Below are 16,461 nucleotides of genomic sequence, written 5' to 3'. Positions count from 1 at the left end.
TTCATTCTTTGTTTGCGAGGGAGGCCGGGACGGATTCCTCGAGAAACAAAACTTGCAATTCCAGGAGAGGTGCCCGTAGTGGCCCACCGGGGACCGGACCCTCGCGGTCCGGCCGGGTCGTCCGCGACCCACGCAGGTTCGAATCCTGCCCTCTCCGCGAACCACCGCACCACCCGCACCACCCAGGAGAGGTGCCCGTAGTGGCCCACCGGGGACCGGACCCTCGCGGTCCGGCCGGGTCGTCCGCGACCCACGCAGGTTCGAATCCTGCCCTCTCCGCGAACCACCGCACCACCCGCACCACCCAGGAGAGGTGCCCGTAGTGGCCCACCGGGGACCGGACCCACGCGGTCCGGCCGGGTCGTCCGCGACCCACGCAGGTTCGAATCCTGCCCTCTCCGCCACACCACGCGACACGTACCGGCCGCCGAGCAGACGGGAAGCTGTCATGCCCACGCGCGATCGCCCTTTCGCACGCGGCCTGGTCGTCGCCAATCCGGCGGCCGGCAGGGTGACCGACGATCTCGTCGAGGAGGTGCTCGCCCGCTGCCGCAAGCACCTGGACGTCGTCCGGCTGCACCGCACCATGGAGGTCGGGGACGCCGCCCGGGTGGTCGCCGCGGCGGCCCGCGCCGCCGACGCCGAACGACCCGACGTGGTGGTCTCGGTCGGCGGGGACGGCACGGTCCGCGAGGTGGTGACCGGCCTGATCGGGGCCGCCACGCCGGCCGGGCCGGCGCTGCTGGTCGTACCGGCGGGGACCGGCAACTCGAACTACCTGGCCCAGTGGGGCGCCGAGCCCTGGCCCGACGCCGTGGACGCCGCGCTGCGCGGCGAGGGCTCCCGGGTACGCCACCTCGATCTCGCCCGGATCCGCGAGCGGGACCAGCTGGTCCTGCTCGGCGCCGCCACCGGGACCGTCGCCGAGGCGCTCCAGATCGCCCGCACGGTACGCGTGACCGGGCCGGCCCGCTACCAGGAGGCGTTCACCCGGGCCTGCCGGGACGGCGTGCCCTACCCCGGCCGGGTCACCGTGGACGGCCGGGTGGTCCACGAGGGCGGCACGATCCTGGTCAACGTCGGCGGCGGGCGCTACCGGGGCGGCACGTACCAGCTCCTGCCGCACTCGGTGCTCGACGACGGCGAGTTGGACGTCTGCGTGATCGGCGACGGCGTCGACCCGCTGCGGGTGCCGGAGCTGATCCTCGCCGGTGACCACGTCGGCGAGCCCGGCGTGGTCTACGCCCGCGGCCGGACGATCACCGTGGAACGCACCGACGGGGCGCCGATCTGGTTCGAGCACGACGGCGAACTGCTGGACCGCGACCGCACCGCGTACACCCTGGACGTGGTGCCCGGCGCGCTCGCGGTGGCCTGCCGGTTCCCCAACCCGGCCGGGTGAGCCGTGCCGTCCCTGCTGCGCACCCTGACGTCCTGGGCCGCCGGGCTGGACCTCGCCGACGTACCCGACCGGGTGGTCGAGCTGGCCGGCAGCCAGATCCTCTCCCAGCTCGCCGCGATCCGGGCCGGCCTCGCCCACCCGCTCGGCGGTCGGCTCGTCCGCGCCTACGGGCCGCCCCGCCAGGCCGACCCTCGGCAGGCCGCCTGCGTGCTCGCCGCGCTCGGCTCGTGGCTGAACCTCGACGACACCGCGTACGCCGGGCACCTGGGCAACTCGACGGTCGCGGTGCCGCTGGCGTACGCCGGTCCGCGGGAGCTCGACGGGCGCCGGCTGTTGGCCGCGGTCATCGCGGCCAACGAGTGCGCGGCCCGGATCACCGCGGCGGCGACCCTCGGGCCGCTGCGCGGCCAGAGCGCCCTGCACACCCACCTCGCCGGCGGCGTCGCCGGCCGGCTGCGCTGCGAGGACGCCCCGCCGGATCGGTGGACCGACGCCCTGAGCCTGGCCTTCAGCAGCCCACCCTGGCCGGTCATGCACGCCTTCCTCGGCGGCGACGCGAAGCTGTTCAACGCCTTCACGCCGGTGCGGATGGCCATGGACAGCTGCGACGCCGCAGCGGCCGGGCTGGGCGGACCGGAGGACGTGCTGGAACATCCGGACGGCTTCCTGAGCCGCTTCGCGACCGTGCCGCTGCCCGAGGTGCTCACCCGTGGCCTCGGCGAGCGGTGGCACACCGAGACGCTGTCGTTCAAGGTCCGCCCGGGCGGGCCCGGGGTCGACGCGGCGGTCGACTGCGCCGTACGGCTGCACCCCCAGCTGCCCGGGGACTGGCTGGAGCGGCTCGACCGGATCGACGTCGACGCCTCCGTCTACACCGTCCACGTGGGCGAACGCTCCGGCCGGTACGCCGAGGGCCCCGGCGCCGCGCTCAGCTCGCTGCTGCTCGCCGTGCCGTACTGCGTGGCGACGGCGCTGCTCACCGGCGACCTCACCGTCGCCGACTTCCAGGAGCCGGCGGTACGCGATCCGCGCCGCTGGGAGCTGGCCGCCCGGGTCCGGCTGCGGCACGACGCCCGGCTGACCCGCGCCCTGTTCGACTCCACCGCACCGTTCGGGGAGGCGCTGCGGGAGGCTGGCCCCCGGGCCGTCGACTGGCTCGGCCAGCTCGGCGGCGCCCGGCTGGCGGAGCTGCTCGACCCGGCCGGCACCCCGGCGGTGGACTTCGCCGACGCGGTCAAGCGCACCCCGGCGCACGTCACGGTCGGGCTCACCGGCGGCGCCGTCCACCGGGCCGAGCAGGACGTCCCGGTCGGCGGGAACGGGCCGGACACCCGGGCCCGGCACGGCGAGCTGATGCGGCACAAGTACCTCACCCACGGCGGCAGCCCCGCCACCGCGGACGCGTGGGCCGATCTGGCGAAGCTGTCGGCGCCCGAGGTGGCGCGACTGGTGGCGGCGTCGCTGCCGCGCGTACCCGCGCCGCGTTGACCCGGCCGCGGACCGCGACCGACGCTCCCCCCGCACCACGACGGAACCGGGCGGACCGCCGTGGCGGCCCGCCCGGTCCGGCGCCGCTCAGTGGCGCAGCGCGAGGTGGTCGGCGGTCCGGCGCAGGCCGGGGTGGTGGGTGAGGATGGCGCGTTCGTAGCGCTTCAACGTCGGCGACGGGTCGATGCCGATCTCGTCCTTGAGGCGGGCCCACATCTGGCGGTAGACGGCCAGGGCGTCGGTCTGCCGGCCGGCCCGGTAGAGGGCCACCATCAGCTGCTCGCAGAGGCGCTCGTTGAGGCCGCTGGTCTCGGTCAGTTCGCGCAGCTCGGGGATGATCTCGCAGTGCCGCCCGACCTTGAGCTCGTTGTCGTAGAGCAGTTCCAGCACGGCCAGCCGGGACTCGGCGTAGCGGGCGGCGGCGGCCTGGCAGATCGAGCCGCCGGTCAACGAGTCGAAGGTGGGGCCGCGCCAGAGGTCGAGTGCGGAGCGCAGCTTGCGGACCGCCTCCGCCGGGTCCATCCGCGGCTGGTCCCGCACCTCCCGCATGATGCGCAGGAACCGCAGGGCGTCCACCTCGTCCTCGTCGGCCAGCAGCCGGTAGCCCGACGGCGAGCTGACCAGCCGGTGGCGCTGGCTGCGGGACTCGGCGGCCTCCAGCCGGCGGCGTAGCCGGCTCACGTGGGCCTGCAGCGCGTTCTCCGCGTTGCGTGGGGGGTTCTCCCCCCACAGTTCGTCGATCAGGGCGCCTGTGCTGCACAGCCGCCCTTCACTGGCCAGCAGGGCGATCAGCAGCACCCGCTGGATCTCTCCCCTGACCTCGACGACGTCCCCGTCCACACGGATCTCAATCGGACCGAGAATGGAGAACTCGACGGTTCTCTCCACGAAGAACACCCCCAGGCATTCGGCCGTAACGTCGGCCTGTCCCATAACTAGAACGATATGGACCAGAGTCGATGCTACATCGACCCTGCCCCACCAGTGAACTCCCTTACGCCGGACAGGAGTGGAGCCGATCCGACACCCGGCGCCGGTCGAAATGGGACTACCAGGGCAAGAACTCGCCGGTGTCGGAGGGGTGACACCGGCACTGCCACTTCCCATCCACTCCTTTTGAGATACGGACTACGAGCGGCGTGGCGACGGCCACGAAATCGATGACCGCCGACGACAACTTCCCCGAACCGCGCGCGGAACGCAATGACCTCCGGGATAATTCAACGGACAGTCACGAAGATGACGATCTCGACACGCCTCGATGGATCATGATTCGGCGGACCTTCCCGGCGGAACTGAGCAGCACCGGTCGGGCCGATCGACGCGTCAACGCAGGTTAACGGACCGATGTCAGAGGATCACAGTGAGTTGCGTCGATGTCGGGGGGCGCCGCCGACCGGCCACCGACGCCAGGGCGGTCGGTTCGGGTGATGCAGTGACGGCACCGGTACGCAATGCTTGTCCGGATGAGCGGCACGAAGAAGCGGCCCGCCCCACCGGACCTGTTCGTCTCGTACGCGGGGCCGGACCGGGCCTGGGCCGAGTGGGCGGCCTGGCACCTGAAGGCGGCCGGCTACTCCGTCGAGCTCGACGTGTGGGACTGGGCCGCGGGCGACAACGTGACGTTGCGGATCAACGACGCGCTGGACCGCGCCGCCCGGGTGCTGGCGCTGTGGTCACCGTCCTACTTCGAGCGTGACCGCTTCACCACCGACGAGTGGACCGCGCTCATGGCCCAGCGCCCCGACGTGCACGGCCGACGACGGCTCGTGCCGGTGCGGGTGGCCGAGGTGACCCCGCCACCGGTCGTGGCGTCCCTGCTGCACCGAGACGTGTTCGGCCTGGACGAGGAGCGGGCCAGGGCGGTGCTGCTGGAGGCGGTCCAGGGCCCCAGGGACGCCAAGGGCCGGCCGGAGTTCCCCGGCACCGCCAAGGGACGCAGGACTCGGGGATCCGGGCCACGGCTGCCCGGCGTGCTGCCGCCGGTGTGGAACGTGCCCCGGCGCAACGCGGCGTTCACCGGACGCGGCGTACCCCTGGTCGAGCTGCGCGAACGACTCAGCGGCGGCAGCACCGCCGTGGTCCAGGCCCTGCACGGCATGGGCGGGGTCGGCAAGACGACCCTGGCCATCGAGTACGCGCACCGCTTCGCCGGCAGCTACGACCTGGTGTGGTGGATCAACGCGGAACAGCCCACCCTGATCGGCGAGCAGTTCACCGCCCTGGGCGCCGAGGCCGGCTGGATCTCCGCCGACGTCCAGACCACCAACTCCGCGGCGCTGGTGCTGCAACGCCTGCGCGGCGAGACGGGTTGGCTGCTCGTCTTCGACAACGTCGAGAAACGCGAGGACCTGGCCGCCTGGCTGCCCCAGGGCGCCGGGCACGTGCTGATCACCTCCCGCAATCCCGGCTGGGACCAGCTCGCCCGCCCGGTCCCGCTGCCGGAGTTCACCCGGACCGAGTCCGTGCAGCTGCTGCGGCACAGCCTGCCCGCCCTGGGCGGGGATCGGGCCGACGAGCTGGCCGACCGGCTCGGCGACCTCCCGTTGGCGGTGGCGCAGGCCGCGCAGGTGCTGGACGAGACCGGGATGGGGGTAGCCGACTACCTGGAACTGCTGGAGAAGCAGACCGGCGAGATCCTGTCGGAGGGCACCCCGGTGGGCTACCCGGTGCCGCTGGCCGCCGTGGTGCGGACGTCGATGGAGCGGTTGTCCAAAGAGGACGAGGCTGCCGCACAGCTCCTGCGGGTGTGCGCATTCCTGGCACCCGACCCGATCCCGACCGATCTGTTCACCGCCGCACCGACGGGCACGCTGGCGCCACCACTGGCCGACACCGCGGCATCGGTCCTGGAACTGGCCTGGAGCAGGGGACGGATCCGTGGTTACGGGCTGGCCAGGATCGGCGAGCAGACCATCCAGCTGCACCGGCTGACCCAGGCGATCCTGCGGGACAACCTCGACCAGGACCGCCGACGGGGACTGCGGAAGCAGGCCGAGGCGATCCTCGCCGCCGCCTGCCCCGACGACGGCAGGGATCCGACGTACTGGCCTCGGTGGGCGCAGCTGATCCCGCACGTGACCGCCCTGGACCCGGCGGCCAGCGACAACGAGGAGTTCCGGGAGCTGGCCTGCCACGCCAGCTCGTACCTGCTGTCCCGAGGGGACCTTCGGGCCGGCCGGGACTTCGCCGAGCGGCTGCACCGGGGGTGGACGGAGCTGCTCGGCCCGGACGACCGGCAAACCCTCTTCGCGGCCACCAACGTGGCGAACGGTGACATGAGCCTCGGTCACTACACCGAAGCCCAACGCCTCTGCGAGCACATCTACCAGCGCCGTCGTCACCTGCTCGGCGACGATGATCTGGACACCCTGATCTCGGCGAACAACCTCGCCAGCAACCTCCACCACCTCAAGCAGTACGACCGGGCCGTCGAGCTTCAACAGGACACCCTGGAGCGGCGGCGACGCATTCAGGGCGAGGACCACCCGGACACGCTGACGTCGGCCGGGAACCTCGCCGTCGTCATGCGTGACGTCGGAAAGTTCGAGGAGGCCGCCCGCCTCCAGCACGACACCTACCTCCGTCGTCGGCGGATTCTCGGCGAGGACCATCGGGAAACGCTCGCCGCAGCCAGCCATCTCGCCGGCGACCTCGGAATTCAGGGCAGGTACGCCCAGGCCCTCCACCTCGAGCAGGACACCCTGAGCCGTCGCCGCCGGATCCTCGGCGGCGACCACCCCGACACGCTCAAGTCACTCAGCAGCCTCGCCACCAGCCTCTACCTGGTGGGCCAGTACGTCCAGGCCCTCCACGTGCAGCAGGACGCCCACGCCCGTCAGCGCCGCGTCATGGGTGACCACCACCCGTCCACCCTGGAGTCGGCCGAGAATCTGGCGCAGGTGCTGCGCGCTGTCGGGAAGGCGGGCGAGGCGAAACGCCTGGAACTCTGGATCCAGCGACACCGTCCCGCCGGCAGCCCGTCGCCCGCCGACCCGTCGCCGGGCGACCTCGACTGACCGGAGCCCCTCACGGACACGAAAAAGGCCGGATCACGAAGATCCAGCCTTTTTCCTGGTGGGCGATACTGGGTTTGAACCAGTGACCTCTTCCGTGTCAAGGAAGCGCGCTCCCACTGCGCCAATCGCCCTCGTCAACGCCGAGGTGGAGACGGGATTTGAACCCGTGTAGACGGCTTTGCAGGCCGTTGCCTCGCCTCTCGGCCACTCCACCGAGGTTGCCCCCGTCATGCGTGGCGGCATCTCCGAGCGGACGACGGGATTCGAACCCGCGACCCTCACCTTGGCAAGGTGATGCGCTACCAGCTGCGCTACGTCCGCACGCCCCCGGTGTTTCCCGGTGACGGATGAGAACTTTAGCCCAGCGCCGGAAGTGATGCCAAATCGGGGGTGCCTCCGGCGAGTCCGGTGTCCCGTCACCGCGCCCAGAGCTTCCTAGGAGCCTGGGGCATAGGGCGTGGGACGTCCGGCGCCGCACCCGCTGTCCGCTTTCGGCCCGGACGGCACGACAGGCACCTCAGTGACTGCTCGTGGTCGGTCGGATGGGTTACGGTGACCGGTGTGACGAGACGTGCCGCCGAGATCCGCCTGGATGCCCTGCTGCGGACGGCCTGTGACGTGATCGTCGAACGGGGGCTGGCCAACACCCGGACGGCCGACGTGGCCGAGGCCGCCGGGGTGAGCCAGGCCCTGGTGTTCTACCACTTCGCCACCAAGGACCGGCTGCTCGCGCAGGCCTTCGCGTACGCGGTCGAGCAGGATCTCGCCCGGCTCGACGCGGTGGTCCGCTCGACCGCCCCGCCGCTGGTCAAGCTGCGGCGGATCCTGCGGCTCTACGCCCCCGCCGGCCGGTCGACGTCCTGGTCGATGTGGATCGACGGGTGGGCGGAGTCGCTGCGTACCCCGGAGTTGGAGAAGGTCTCCCGCCGGCTCGACCTGCGGTGGCGCGAGGACCTCGCGGCGGTGATCTCCGACGGCGTCCGGGAGGGCACCTTCGAGTGCACCGACCCGGCCGGCGCGGCCTGGCGGATCAGCGCGGTGATGGACGGGCTGGCGGTGCAGCTCGCCGTCCACGACCGGGTGATCTCCCGCCGCCAACTCGCGTCGTGGATCCGCCTGGTGGCGGCCCGCGAGCTGGGGCTGGACCCGACCGAGCTGGAGTGACCGACCCGGCGCCCACGACGGGGTGGGGTCATCCCCGCCGGGCGGGTCGGCGGTGGACGTTGGCCAGGGTGGCGTCGCCGGCGTAGTGGTCGAGGACGCGGCGGTCCATGAGGCGGCGCCACAGCGGTGGGATCAGGGCGACCACGACCATGGTGGCGTAGCCGGCGGGCAGCTGCGGGGAGGCGTCGAAGCTGCGCAGCGTCTGGTAGCGGCGCAGCGGGTTGGCGTGGTGGTCGCTGTGCCGCTGCAACTGGAAGAGGAAGACGTTGGTGACCGTCCGGTCGCTGTTCCAGCTGTGCCGGGGATCGACCTTCTCGTAGCGGCCGGCCGCGTTGCGCTGCCGGGCCAGGCCGTAGTGCTCCAGGTAGTTGACCACCTCGAGCAGGGAGAAGCCGAACACCGCCTGGAGCAACAGGAACGGCAGCACGCCGACCCCGAACACGACGACCAACACGGCGAAGAGCAGCACGGTCATCGCCCAGGCGTTGAGGACGTCGTTGCGGTGGGTCCACGGGCTGCGGCCGCGCAGCCGGAACCGGCTCGTCTCCAGCCGCCAGGCCGAGCGCAGGCCGCCGAGGACGGTACGCGGCCAGAACGCCCAGAAGCTCTCCCCCAGCCGGGAGCTGGCCGGGTCCTCGGGGGTGGCGACCCGGGTGTGGTGGCCGCGGTTGTGCTCGACGAAGAAGTGTCCGTAGCCGGTGGGCGCCAGGGCGATCTTGGACAGCCAGCGTTCCAGGTTCTCCCGCTTGTGCCCCAACTCGTGGGCGGTGTTGATGGCGATGCCGTTGACCACCCCGACGGTGGCGACCAGGCCGGCGCCGGCCGGCCAGGACAGTCCGCCACGGGCCCAGATGGCGCAGCACAGCGCGAGCGCGGCGTACTGGGCGGGGAGGTAGAGGTAGGTCAGCCAGCGGTAGTAGCCGTCGGCCGCCAGCCGGGGCACCGCCTCGTCGGGCGGATTCTGCCGGTCGTCGCCGATCAGCAGGTCGACCAGCGGGATCAGCCCGAAGACCACGCCGGGGGTGAGCCACCAGGCCCAGGCGGCGCCGGTGCTGTGCCAGGCCCACCAGCCCAGGAACGGCAGGGCGGGGACCAGCAGGGCGAGTGGCCAGAGGGGTTTGCGGGGATCCCGCCAGGCGGCGGGCGGGCGGATCGGCTGCGCGTCGGTGGCCATGGGAAGCCTCCTGTCCGGGGTCCTGCGTCGATGCTGGCAGCGACCCCGCCGTTTTACAAGAGGCGAGTTTTTGTAAAGCGGGCGGATCAGCGGCGGGCGGGCCCCCATCGACGGCCCCGGCCCGCCCCGGACGGCGCCACCCGCTCCCAGCCCCGGCCGGCCGGCACCGCGCCGGCCTCCTCGTCCCCGCCGGTACGCACCAACGACCGCAGCCGCAGCAGCAGCCCCACCCCGAGGAAGAGCAGCAGCCCGCCCAGCAGGAACGCCGCCTGGACGACCCCGAACCCGCCCGCCTGGGACACCGGACGCCCCGCGTCACCCCCCGGCGGTGGCGGCTCGGCGACCGGCACCCGGGCCGGTGTGCTCTCCTCCTCGACCGGGTCCTCGGTCGGCACCACCGACGGCTCCTCCTCGGGTGTCGCCGAGGGCCCGACGGTCGGCTCACCGGTCGGTTCCGCCGTCGGCCCGGGCGCGGACTCCCCGACCACCGTCCGGGTGGCGGTCTGCCGGGCCAGCAGGCGCAGCCCCTCGTCGTACGCCTCGGCGGCCAGCGTCACCCGACCCTGCGCGACGTCCCCGGCGAACGCCACCCGGTAGCGGGCCGTCACCGTGCGGTCCGGGCACAGCGTGCCCGGGTCGAGCTGCCGGTCGGTCAACCGGGCGACGTCACCGTCGGCCCGGACGTCCAGCGGGAAGGAGCCGTCCTCCTCCACCCGGTCCACCTTCACCTGGTCCAGCCGCAGCCCGCGCACGCTGAGCACCAGCGACCACCGCACCTTCAGGCAGCCGCCCCCGTCGGTGCGGGACACCACCGCCGAGACGGTCCGCACCCCGTCGCCCGCGGCGAACTCGTCCGGCAGCCCGCTCAACTCGGTGGCGAAGCCGGGCGCCGCCTGCGCGGGCAGCGCCGCGACCGTCCCCGCCGACAGCACACCGGCCAGCACCAGCCCGACTCGAAGCGCGCACCGCCACACCCTCACCACCGCCTGCCCTCCCGTCGGTCGCGTCCCTCCCCAGACGCTAGGAGCGGCGGGCGCCGGCCGGTAGACGGGCGTGTTCGCACCCAACCGCAACTCCGAGGGGCGATCTCACCGACGGTGGTGAACCGGTCACCGCCGACCCGCGACACGCCCGGGATCACCGTCCGGGGACAATCTCCGGGTGTCCGACATCTCCGCGACCTTCGTCCGGCTGCACGCGCGGCTGGGCCCGGTCGCCTTCGTCCCCGAGGTCCGCCTGCACCAGGCCGACGAGCCGATCGGGCTCTGGGAGCTGACCGAGGGCGAGTTCAGCAGCGCCCAGCCGCCACCGTTCTGGGCGTTCGCCTGGGCCGGCGGGCAGGGCCTGGCCCGCTATGTCACCGACCACCCGGAGGTGGTCGCCGGCCGGCGGGTGCTCGACCTGGCCTCCGGCTCCGGCCTGGTCGCCATCGCCGCCGCCCGCGCGGGCGCGGCGGCCGTCCGCGCCGTCGAGATCGACGAGCGGGCCGTCGCCGCCGTCGCGCTCAACGCCGAGGCCAACGGGGTACGCGTCGACGCGGAACTCGCCGACATCCTCGACGGCGACGCCGGGGACGCCGAGGTGGTGCTGGTCGGCGACGCGTTCTACAGCGAGGCGATGGCGAAGCGGATGCTGCGCTTCCTGCTCCGGGCGGCCCGCACCGGTGGAGCCCGGGTGCTGGTCGGCGACCCGGGACGGGCCTTCCTGCCCCGCGACCGGTTCCGCGAACTGGCCGGGTACGACGTGCCGGTGCCGGAGGCGCTGGAGAGCGTACGGGTGAAGCACACCACCGTGTGGGAGCTGAACCCCGGCCTGCCGGGGGCCGCCCGCTAGCGTGTCGCCGTGCTGTTCCGGGGGTGGGGCGAGACCGTCGACGAGGCGTGGCCGGACCTGGTGACGCTGCCCGACCCGGGCGGCGTACCCCAGCTGGTGGTGACCCGGCACGCGCTGGTCCGCGCGGTGCTCGCCGACCCGGTAACCTTCCGTCCGGACAACGCCCTCGACGCGGTGACCCCGATGCCGGTGGCGGCGCTGCGGGTGCTCGCCGGGCACCGGTTCCGGCTGCCGCCGACGCTGGCCAACAACGCGGGCGCCAGCCACCCCGAGATCCGCGGCATCGTCGCCGAGGCGCTGCACCCGCAACGGGTCGCCGCGCAGCGGCCCTGGCTGACCGACCTGGTCCGTCAGCGGGTCACCCGGCTGGCCGCCGCGCTCGCCGCCGATCAGCCGGTCGACCTGTACGCGGACCTCGCCGCCGACCTGCCGCTACTGGTGCTGGCCCGCCTGGTGGAGCTGCCCGACGCTCCGGTCGGCGCGGTGAAGGACTTCGCCCGGGCCGCGCTGGAGCTGTTCTGGGCGCCGCTGGACGCCGACCGGCAGGTGGCCCTGGCCGGCGAGGTCGGCCGGTTCCACACCGTGCTGCGCGACTTCGCCGCCACCGGAGGCGGCCTGGCCGCCCGGCTGCGGGCCGCCGGGCACTCCCCCGACGTGGTGGTCGGGGCGCTGTTCTTCCTCCTGGTCGCCGGCCAGGAGACCACCTCGCAGTTCCTCACCCTGCTGCTGCACCGGCTCACCGGCGAGCCGGCCGTCCGGGCCGGTCTGCGCGACGGCACGGTCGACGTCGCCGACGTGGTCGAGGAGGGGCTGCGGCTCGAACCGCCGATCGTCACCTGGCGACGGGTGGCGGCCGTGGACACCGAGCTGGCCGGCGTGCCGGTGCCGGCCGGCCGGAGCCTGGTGCTCTGGCTGGCCCGGGCCGGCCGGGACGCCACCGTCGTCGAGGCGCCCGCGCACTTCCGCCCCGGCCAGCGCGGCTCCCGCCGGCACCTGGCCTTCGGCGCGGGCGCGCACCGCTGCGTCGGCGCGCAACTGGCCCGGCTGGAGGCGGCGGTGGTGGTCACCGAGGCGGCGCCGCTGCTGGACGACGTGACGGTGGTCCGCGCGCCCTGGTGCCCGGACAACCTCACCTTCCGGATGCCGGACGCCTTCGTCGTCCGCCGCTCCGGCGCTGCGCCTGCGGACAGCACGGCCGTGCCCGGTGCGGCCCCGGACGGCACCATCGCTTCCGGCGCCGCCGCGGCCGTCGCGCCGGCGTCGGCCGGGCCGCGCCCGGCCGCGGTGGTCGCCGCGACCTGACGAAGGTCAGGGTGGGCCCGGCCCTTTCGACAGCCGCGCGGCCGGCCAGCCCGGCCATAGCGTCGACGCATGATCACACTTCGTGGCTTGACCAAACGGTTCGGGCCGGTCACCGCGGTCGACGACCTGACCGTCGACATCGCACCCGGCCGGGTCACCGGGTTCCTCGGCCCGAACGGCGCCGGCAAGTCCACCACCATGCGGATGGTCCTCGGCCTGGACACCCCGACCGCCGGACGGGCGCTCGTGCACGGCCGGGCGTACCGGGAGCTGCGCCGCCCGCTGCACTCCGTCGGCGCGCTGCTCGACGCCCGCGCCGTCCACCCGGCCCGGTCCGGGCGGGCGCACCTGCTGGCCCTGGCCCGCAGCAACGGCATCGGCCGTCGCCGGGTCGACGAGGTGCTCGCCCTCGCCGGCCTGGACGACCGGGCCGCCGCCAAGCCCGGCCGCGCGCTCTCCCTCGGCATGGCGCAGCGACTCGGCATCGCCGGCGCGCTGCTCGGCGATCCGCCGGTGCTCATGTTCGACGAGCCGGTCAACGGCCTGGACCCGGACGGGGTGCGCTGGATCCGGGAGCTGACCGGCCGGCTCGCCGCCGAAGGGCGGACGGTGCTGGTCTCCAGCCACCTGATGAGCGAGATGGAGCAGACCGCCGCCCACCTGGTGGTGATCGGGCGGGGCCGGCTGATCGCCGACGCGCCCGTCGGTGAACTGCTGGCCACCGGCGGGTCGGTGCGGGTGCGCGGTCCGCAGGCCGAAGGGCTGTCCCGGCTGGCCGCCCGGCTGGCCGGCGAGGGAGCGACCGTGAGCGGGGACGGACCCAACGGGTTCACCGCCACCGGCGTCACCGCCGGGCGGATCGGTGACCTGGCGTACGAGCTGGGGGTGGTGCTGCACGAGCTGACCCCGGTGACGGCCACCCTCGAACAGGCCTTCATGGAGCTGACCGCCGACGCGGTCGAGTACGCCTCGGGCGTGGCCCGGTGAGCGCCGCCGTGCGTACCGTCCCGGCCCCGCCCGTCGCCGCCCGGCGCAGCGAGGCGCTGACCGGCGCCGTCGCCGCCGAGTGGACCCGACTGGTGTCGATCCGGACGACCTGGTGGACGCTGCTGGCCGGGGTGCTGCTGATGGCGGCGACCTCCGCCCAGCTCGCCATCTACGTGCAGAACTCCAACACCAGCGCCGACCCGACCGACGACCGGGGCGTCGTCACCGTCGGCAGCGTGCTGATCGACGCGCTGGACCTCACCCAGTACGCCGTGCTCGCCCTCGGCCTGCTCGCCGTCACCAGCGAGTACGCCACCGGCACCATCCGCTCCACCCTGACCGCCACCCCGTCCCGGGGCACCGTGCTGGCGGCCAAGGCGGTGGTGACCGGGGCGGTCACATTCGCCTTCGGCCTGCTGCTCGGCCTGGTCGGGGTGGCCGCCGCCGTCCCGGTGCTCGGCCCCTGGGGTCGTACGCCGGTGGCGGCGACGGTGGGCGACGTGCTGGCCGTGGCGGCGTACCTGGCCCTGGTGGGGGTGCTGGCCCTCGGGCTGGGCGCCGTGCTGCGCAGCGCGGTGCTGAGCCTGATCGTGCTGCTGGCCGTGCTGATGATCGTCCCGCTGTCGTTGCAGGAACCCGACATCACCGTGCTGACCCGGATCGCCGACGGGTTCCCCGGGGTGGCCGGCCGGCACTTCCTGACCGGCGACGGTGACCCGTACCCGGCGGTGGTGGGGCTGCTGGTGCTGGCCGGTTGGGCCGCCGTCGCGCTGGCCGCCGGCCGGTGGGCGCTGCGCCGCCGGGACGCCTGACCCTCGCCCGCGAGGCGGGGCCGGCCGCTCAGCCGGTCAGCCCCGCCTCGTACGCCAGGATCGCCGCCTGCACCCGGTTGCGCACCTCCAGCCGGGTGAAGATGCTGGTCAGGTAGCTCTTCACGGTGCCCTCGGTGAGGAAGAGCCGACGGCCGATCTCGGCGTTGGACAGGCCGGCGCCGACCAGTCCGAGCACCTCCCGCTCCCGCTCGGTCAGCCCGGCGGTCCGGTCCCGGGCGGCCGGCACCCGAGCCATCCGCTCACCGGTCAGCTCGATCACCCGCCGCGCCACCCGGGGCGACAGGTACGCCCCGCCGCCGGCTACCGCCCGCACCCCGGCGATCAGCTCCCGCGGATCGCCCGACTTCAGCAGGAAACCCGCCGCCCCGGCGCCCAGCGCCCTCGCCACGTACTCGTCCTCGCCGAACGTGGTGAGCAGGACGGTGGCCGTGCCGGGCAGCAGCCGGCGCAGCTCCACGGCGGCGGCCAGCCCGTCCAGCCGGGGCATCCGGATGTCCAGCAGCGCGACGTCCGGCCGGTGCGCGCGGGCCAGCTCGACGGCCTGCCCACCGTCACCGGCCTCGGCGACCACCTCGATCCCGGGATCGGTGGCGAGGATCGCCCGCACCCCGGCGCGGACCAGCGCCTCGTCGTCGGCGAGCAGCACCCGGATCGTCGCGGTCATCGGTCGTAGCGCTCCTTGTCGACGAGCCGGCCGCCGGCGAAGCAGAGCCGCCAGACCGGCCGGGCCAGCGGGAAGTTGCCGTCGGTGTAGTACTCGCAGCTGGTGCCGGCGGTGGCGGGCGGCGCGTCGGCCGGCGCCTCGACCTGCCGCCGGGGCAGGCCGGCCAGCTCGGCACGGGGCGTGCCGGGGCGCATCCGCTCGAACGTCGGGCGGTCCAGCTCCGCGCCGGCGGTGGCGAGCGGGTAGTAGACCAGCGACAACGCCAGCGCCACGGCGGGCGGCGCGGCGAGCGCCACCAGCAGGCTGCGCCGCGCCCCACGCCGGGCGTCGCGCATCCGCTGACCCGGCGCGGTCGACGGGCCACCCGCCGGGTCGGCCCGCGCCGGCTCGGCGGCCCGCCCGGTCGCCCCGCCGGCCGGCGTACCGGCGCCGACGGCGAACTCCGCCGGCAGGTGGGCGTCGACCACGAAGCCGCCGACATCGGTCGGGCCGGCGGTGAACGCCCCGCCGGTCAGCCGGACCCGCTCGGCGAGGGCCACCAGTCCCGAGCCGTGCGACGGCGGCCCGGGCAGCGGCCCGTCCGGCGGCGCCGCGTTGTCCACCCGTACCCGGAACCCGTCCGGCCCACCGTCCACGGCGACCGTCACCGCGGCGCCCGGGGCGTAGCGGGCGGCGTTGGTGAGGGCCTCGCGGACCACCCGCCCGACGGTCTGGCCGGTGACCGCCGGCAGGCCGGCCGCGTCGGGCGCGACCCGCAGGGTGACCGCCATGCCGGCCTCCCGGGCGCCGTCCACCAGCTCCGCCAGGTCCGCCCCGGCCGGCCGGGTGGCGACCGGGTCGGCGGCCTCCCGCAGCACGCCGATGATCCGGTGCAGCCGCTCGGTCGCCCCGGCCACGCTGGCCCGCAGCTCCCCGGCCGCCGCCCGGTGGCGGGGGTGCAGGTCGTCGGCCAGCTCCAGCGCCGCCGCGCGCAACGCGATCAGGCTCAACTCGTGGCCCAGGGTGTCGTGCATGTCCTGGGCGATCCGCGCCCGCTCCCGCAGCCGGACCCGCTCGGCGACGCCCCGCTGCTCCCGTTCCAGCGCCTCGGCGTGCTCCCAGCCGGCCACCACCAGGTCGTGCCGCTGCCGGTTGTACCGGCCCACCAGCCAGGGGAACACCCCCGCGCCGAGCAGCACGCAGCTCAGCAGGAACCAGGTCGCCATGCCGGTGCCCAGCACCGCCAGGTGCAGCACCGTCCCGGCGGCGGCCACCACCACGAAGAGCGCCACCGCGGGGGCCGTCCGGGCCCCCCGCCGGCCGGCCAGGTAGGCGAACGCCAGCAGGGCGAAGACGAAGTTGCCGTCGACCGCCGAACCGGCCAGCGCCAGCACCACCGACGCCAGCGGCGCCCGCCGGCCCACGGCCACGGCGGCGGCGAGCAGCACCAGCGAGCCGAGCAGCAACGCCGCGACGTACGGCTCGTACGGCGGGGTGAGCCGGGCGTACGCCACCGGGGCGGCCAGCGCCGCCCAGAGCAGCACGTCGGGCAACGATCGCCCGATTCGTCCGTCCCGCCAGCGCCGCACCGCGTCAGGCTACCGACGCCCGACCGG

General features: G+C 74.4%; 12 protein-coding genes, 6 tRNA genes and 1 pseudogene. 11 read left to right on the top strand and 8 right to left on the bottom strand.

The annotated features are described in order from the left end of the window. Positions 1-63 precede the first annotated feature (63 nt). The 5 genes from GA0074704_RS28745 (at position 64) to GA0074704_RS11835 (ending at position 2,890) form a co-directional block, all read left to right on the top strand. Positions 64-157 (top strand) — tRNA-Glu (locus tag GA0074704_RS28745). Between the two features lie 28 nt (positions 158-185). Continuing rightward, positions 186-279 (top strand) — tRNA-Glu (locus GA0074704_RS28740). 28 nt (positions 280-307) lie between these two features. Continuing rightward, a tRNA-Trp gene (locus GA0074704_RS28735) sits at positions 308-404 on the top strand. A gap of 44 nt (positions 405-448) precedes the next feature. Then, positions 449-1,402 carry a diacylglycerol/lipid kinase family protein gene (locus tag GA0074704_RS11840; protein WP_088970556.1) on the top strand — a complete coding sequence of 318 codons (954 nt, stop codon included), beginning with the start codon at positions 449-451 and terminating at the stop codon, positions 1,400-1,402. A 3-nt stretch (positions 1,403-1,405) separates the two neighbouring features. Beyond that, positions 1,406-2,890 carry an MmgE/PrpD family protein gene (locus tag GA0074704_RS11835; protein ID WP_088970555.1) on the top strand — a complete coding sequence of 495 codons (1,485 nt, stop codon included), beginning with the start codon at positions 1,406-1,408 and terminating at the stop codon, positions 2,888-2,890. A gap of 87 nt (positions 2,891-2,977) precedes the next feature. Here the strand turns inward: GA0074704_RS11835 and GA0074704_RS11830 are convergent, their stop codons facing one another. Continuing rightward, positions 2,978-3,823 carry an AfsR/SARP family transcriptional regulator gene (locus GA0074704_RS11830; RefSeq protein WP_088970554.1) on the bottom strand — a complete coding sequence of 282 codons (846 nt, stop codon included), beginning with the start codon at positions 3,821-3,823 and terminating at the stop codon, positions 2,978-2,980. A 533-nt stretch (positions 3,824-4,356) separates the two neighbouring features. Between GA0074704_RS11830 and fxsT the strand changes: the two genes are divergently transcribed. Next, positions 4,357-6,909: an FxSxx-COOH system tetratricopeptide repeat protein gene (fxsT, locus tag GA0074704_RS11825; RefSeq protein ID WP_172880523.1), complete on the top strand. Its 2,553-nt coding sequence runs from the start codon at positions 4,357-4,359 to the stop codon at positions 6,907-6,909. Between the two features lie 56 nt (positions 6,910-6,965). Here fxsT and GA0074704_RS11820 read toward each other — a convergent pair. The 3 genes from GA0074704_RS11820 to GA0074704_RS11810 form a co-directional block, all read right to left on the bottom strand. Continuing rightward, a tRNA-Val gene (locus GA0074704_RS11820) sits at positions 6,966-7,040 on the bottom strand. Positions 7,041-7,052: 12 nt separating this feature from the next. Next, a tRNA-Cys gene (locus GA0074704_RS11815) sits at positions 7,053-7,123 on the bottom strand. 34 nt (positions 7,124-7,157) lie between these two features. After that, a tRNA-Gly gene (locus GA0074704_RS11810) sits at positions 7,158-7,230 on the bottom strand. Between the two features lie 240 nt (positions 7,231-7,470). On the opposite strand from GA0074704_RS11810, the gene GA0074704_RS11805 reads away from it, so the two are divergent. After that, positions 7,471-8,073: a TetR/AcrR family transcriptional regulator gene (locus GA0074704_RS11805; RefSeq protein WP_088973616.1), complete on the top strand. Its 603-nt coding sequence runs from the start codon at positions 7,471-7,473 to the stop codon at positions 8,071-8,073. Between the two features lie 28 nt (positions 8,074-8,101). Here the strand turns inward: GA0074704_RS11805 and GA0074704_RS11800 are convergent, their stop codons facing one another. After that, the gene (locus tag GA0074704_RS11800; protein WP_088970552.1) at positions 8,102-9,247 is read right to left on the bottom strand and encodes an alkane 1-monooxygenase; all 1,146 of its coding nucleotides are present in this window, start codon (positions 9,245-9,247) and stop codon (positions 8,102-8,104) included. Between the two features lie 86 nt (positions 9,248-9,333). Next, on the bottom strand, positions 9,334-10,227 hold the full coding sequence (locus GA0074704_RS11795) for an RAD23 family protein (RefSeq protein WP_197697615.1): 894 nt from the start codon (positions 10,225-10,227) through the stop codon (positions 9,334-9,336). Positions 10,228-10,408: 181 nt separating this feature from the next. Here GA0074704_RS11795 and GA0074704_RS11790 point away from each other — a divergent pair, with 181 nt between their 5' ends. From GA0074704_RS11790 to GA0074704_RS11775, 4 genes and pseudogenes are all read left to right on the top strand, one after another. After that, on the top strand, positions 10,409-11,080 hold the full coding sequence (locus GA0074704_RS11790; protein ID WP_088970551.1) for a class I SAM-dependent methyltransferase: 672 nt from the start codon (positions 10,409-10,411) through the stop codon (positions 11,078-11,080). A 9-nt stretch (positions 11,081-11,089) separates the two neighbouring features. Next, positions 11,090-12,247: pseudogene (locus GA0074704_RS11785) on the top strand (cytochrome P450); the annotation flags it as partial. Between the two features lie 204 nt (positions 12,248-12,451). After that, positions 12,452-13,369, top strand: coding sequence for an ABC transporter ATP-binding protein (locus GA0074704_RS11780; protein ID WP_088970549.1), 918 nt, complete (start codon positions 12,452-12,454; stop codon positions 13,367-13,369). Continuing rightward, positions 13,366-14,181 carry an ABC transporter permease subunit gene (locus GA0074704_RS11775; protein ID WP_231926822.1) on the top strand — a complete coding sequence of 272 codons (816 nt, stop codon included), beginning with the start codon at positions 13,366-13,368 and terminating at the stop codon, positions 14,179-14,181. The genes GA0074704_RS11780 and GA0074704_RS11775 overlap by 4 nt, the downstream gene beginning before the upstream one ends. A 28-nt stretch (positions 14,182-14,209) precedes the next feature. Here the strand turns inward: GA0074704_RS11775 and GA0074704_RS11770 are convergent, their stop codons facing one another. Further along, the gene (locus GA0074704_RS11770) at positions 14,210-14,866 is read right to left on the bottom strand and encodes a response regulator transcription factor (RefSeq protein WP_088970548.1); all 657 of its coding nucleotides are present in this window, start codon (positions 14,864-14,866) and stop codon (positions 14,210-14,212) included. Continuing rightward, entirely contained in the window at positions 14,863-16,434 is a 1,572-nt protein-coding gene (locus tag GA0074704_RS11765; protein WP_088970547.1) for a sensor histidine kinase, read from the bottom strand. Before GA0074704_RS11765 ends, GA0074704_RS11770 begins: the two co-directional genes overlap by 4 nt. Positions 16,435-16,461: the final 27 nt, after the last annotated feature.

This window comes from Micromonospora siamensis, assembly GCF_900090305.1.
GTDB classification, from domain to species: Bacteria; Actinomycetota; Actinomycetes; order Mycobacteriales; family Micromonosporaceae; genus Micromonospora; species Micromonospora siamensis.
This window is presented reverse-complemented; position numbering and strand designations above follow the sequence as displayed.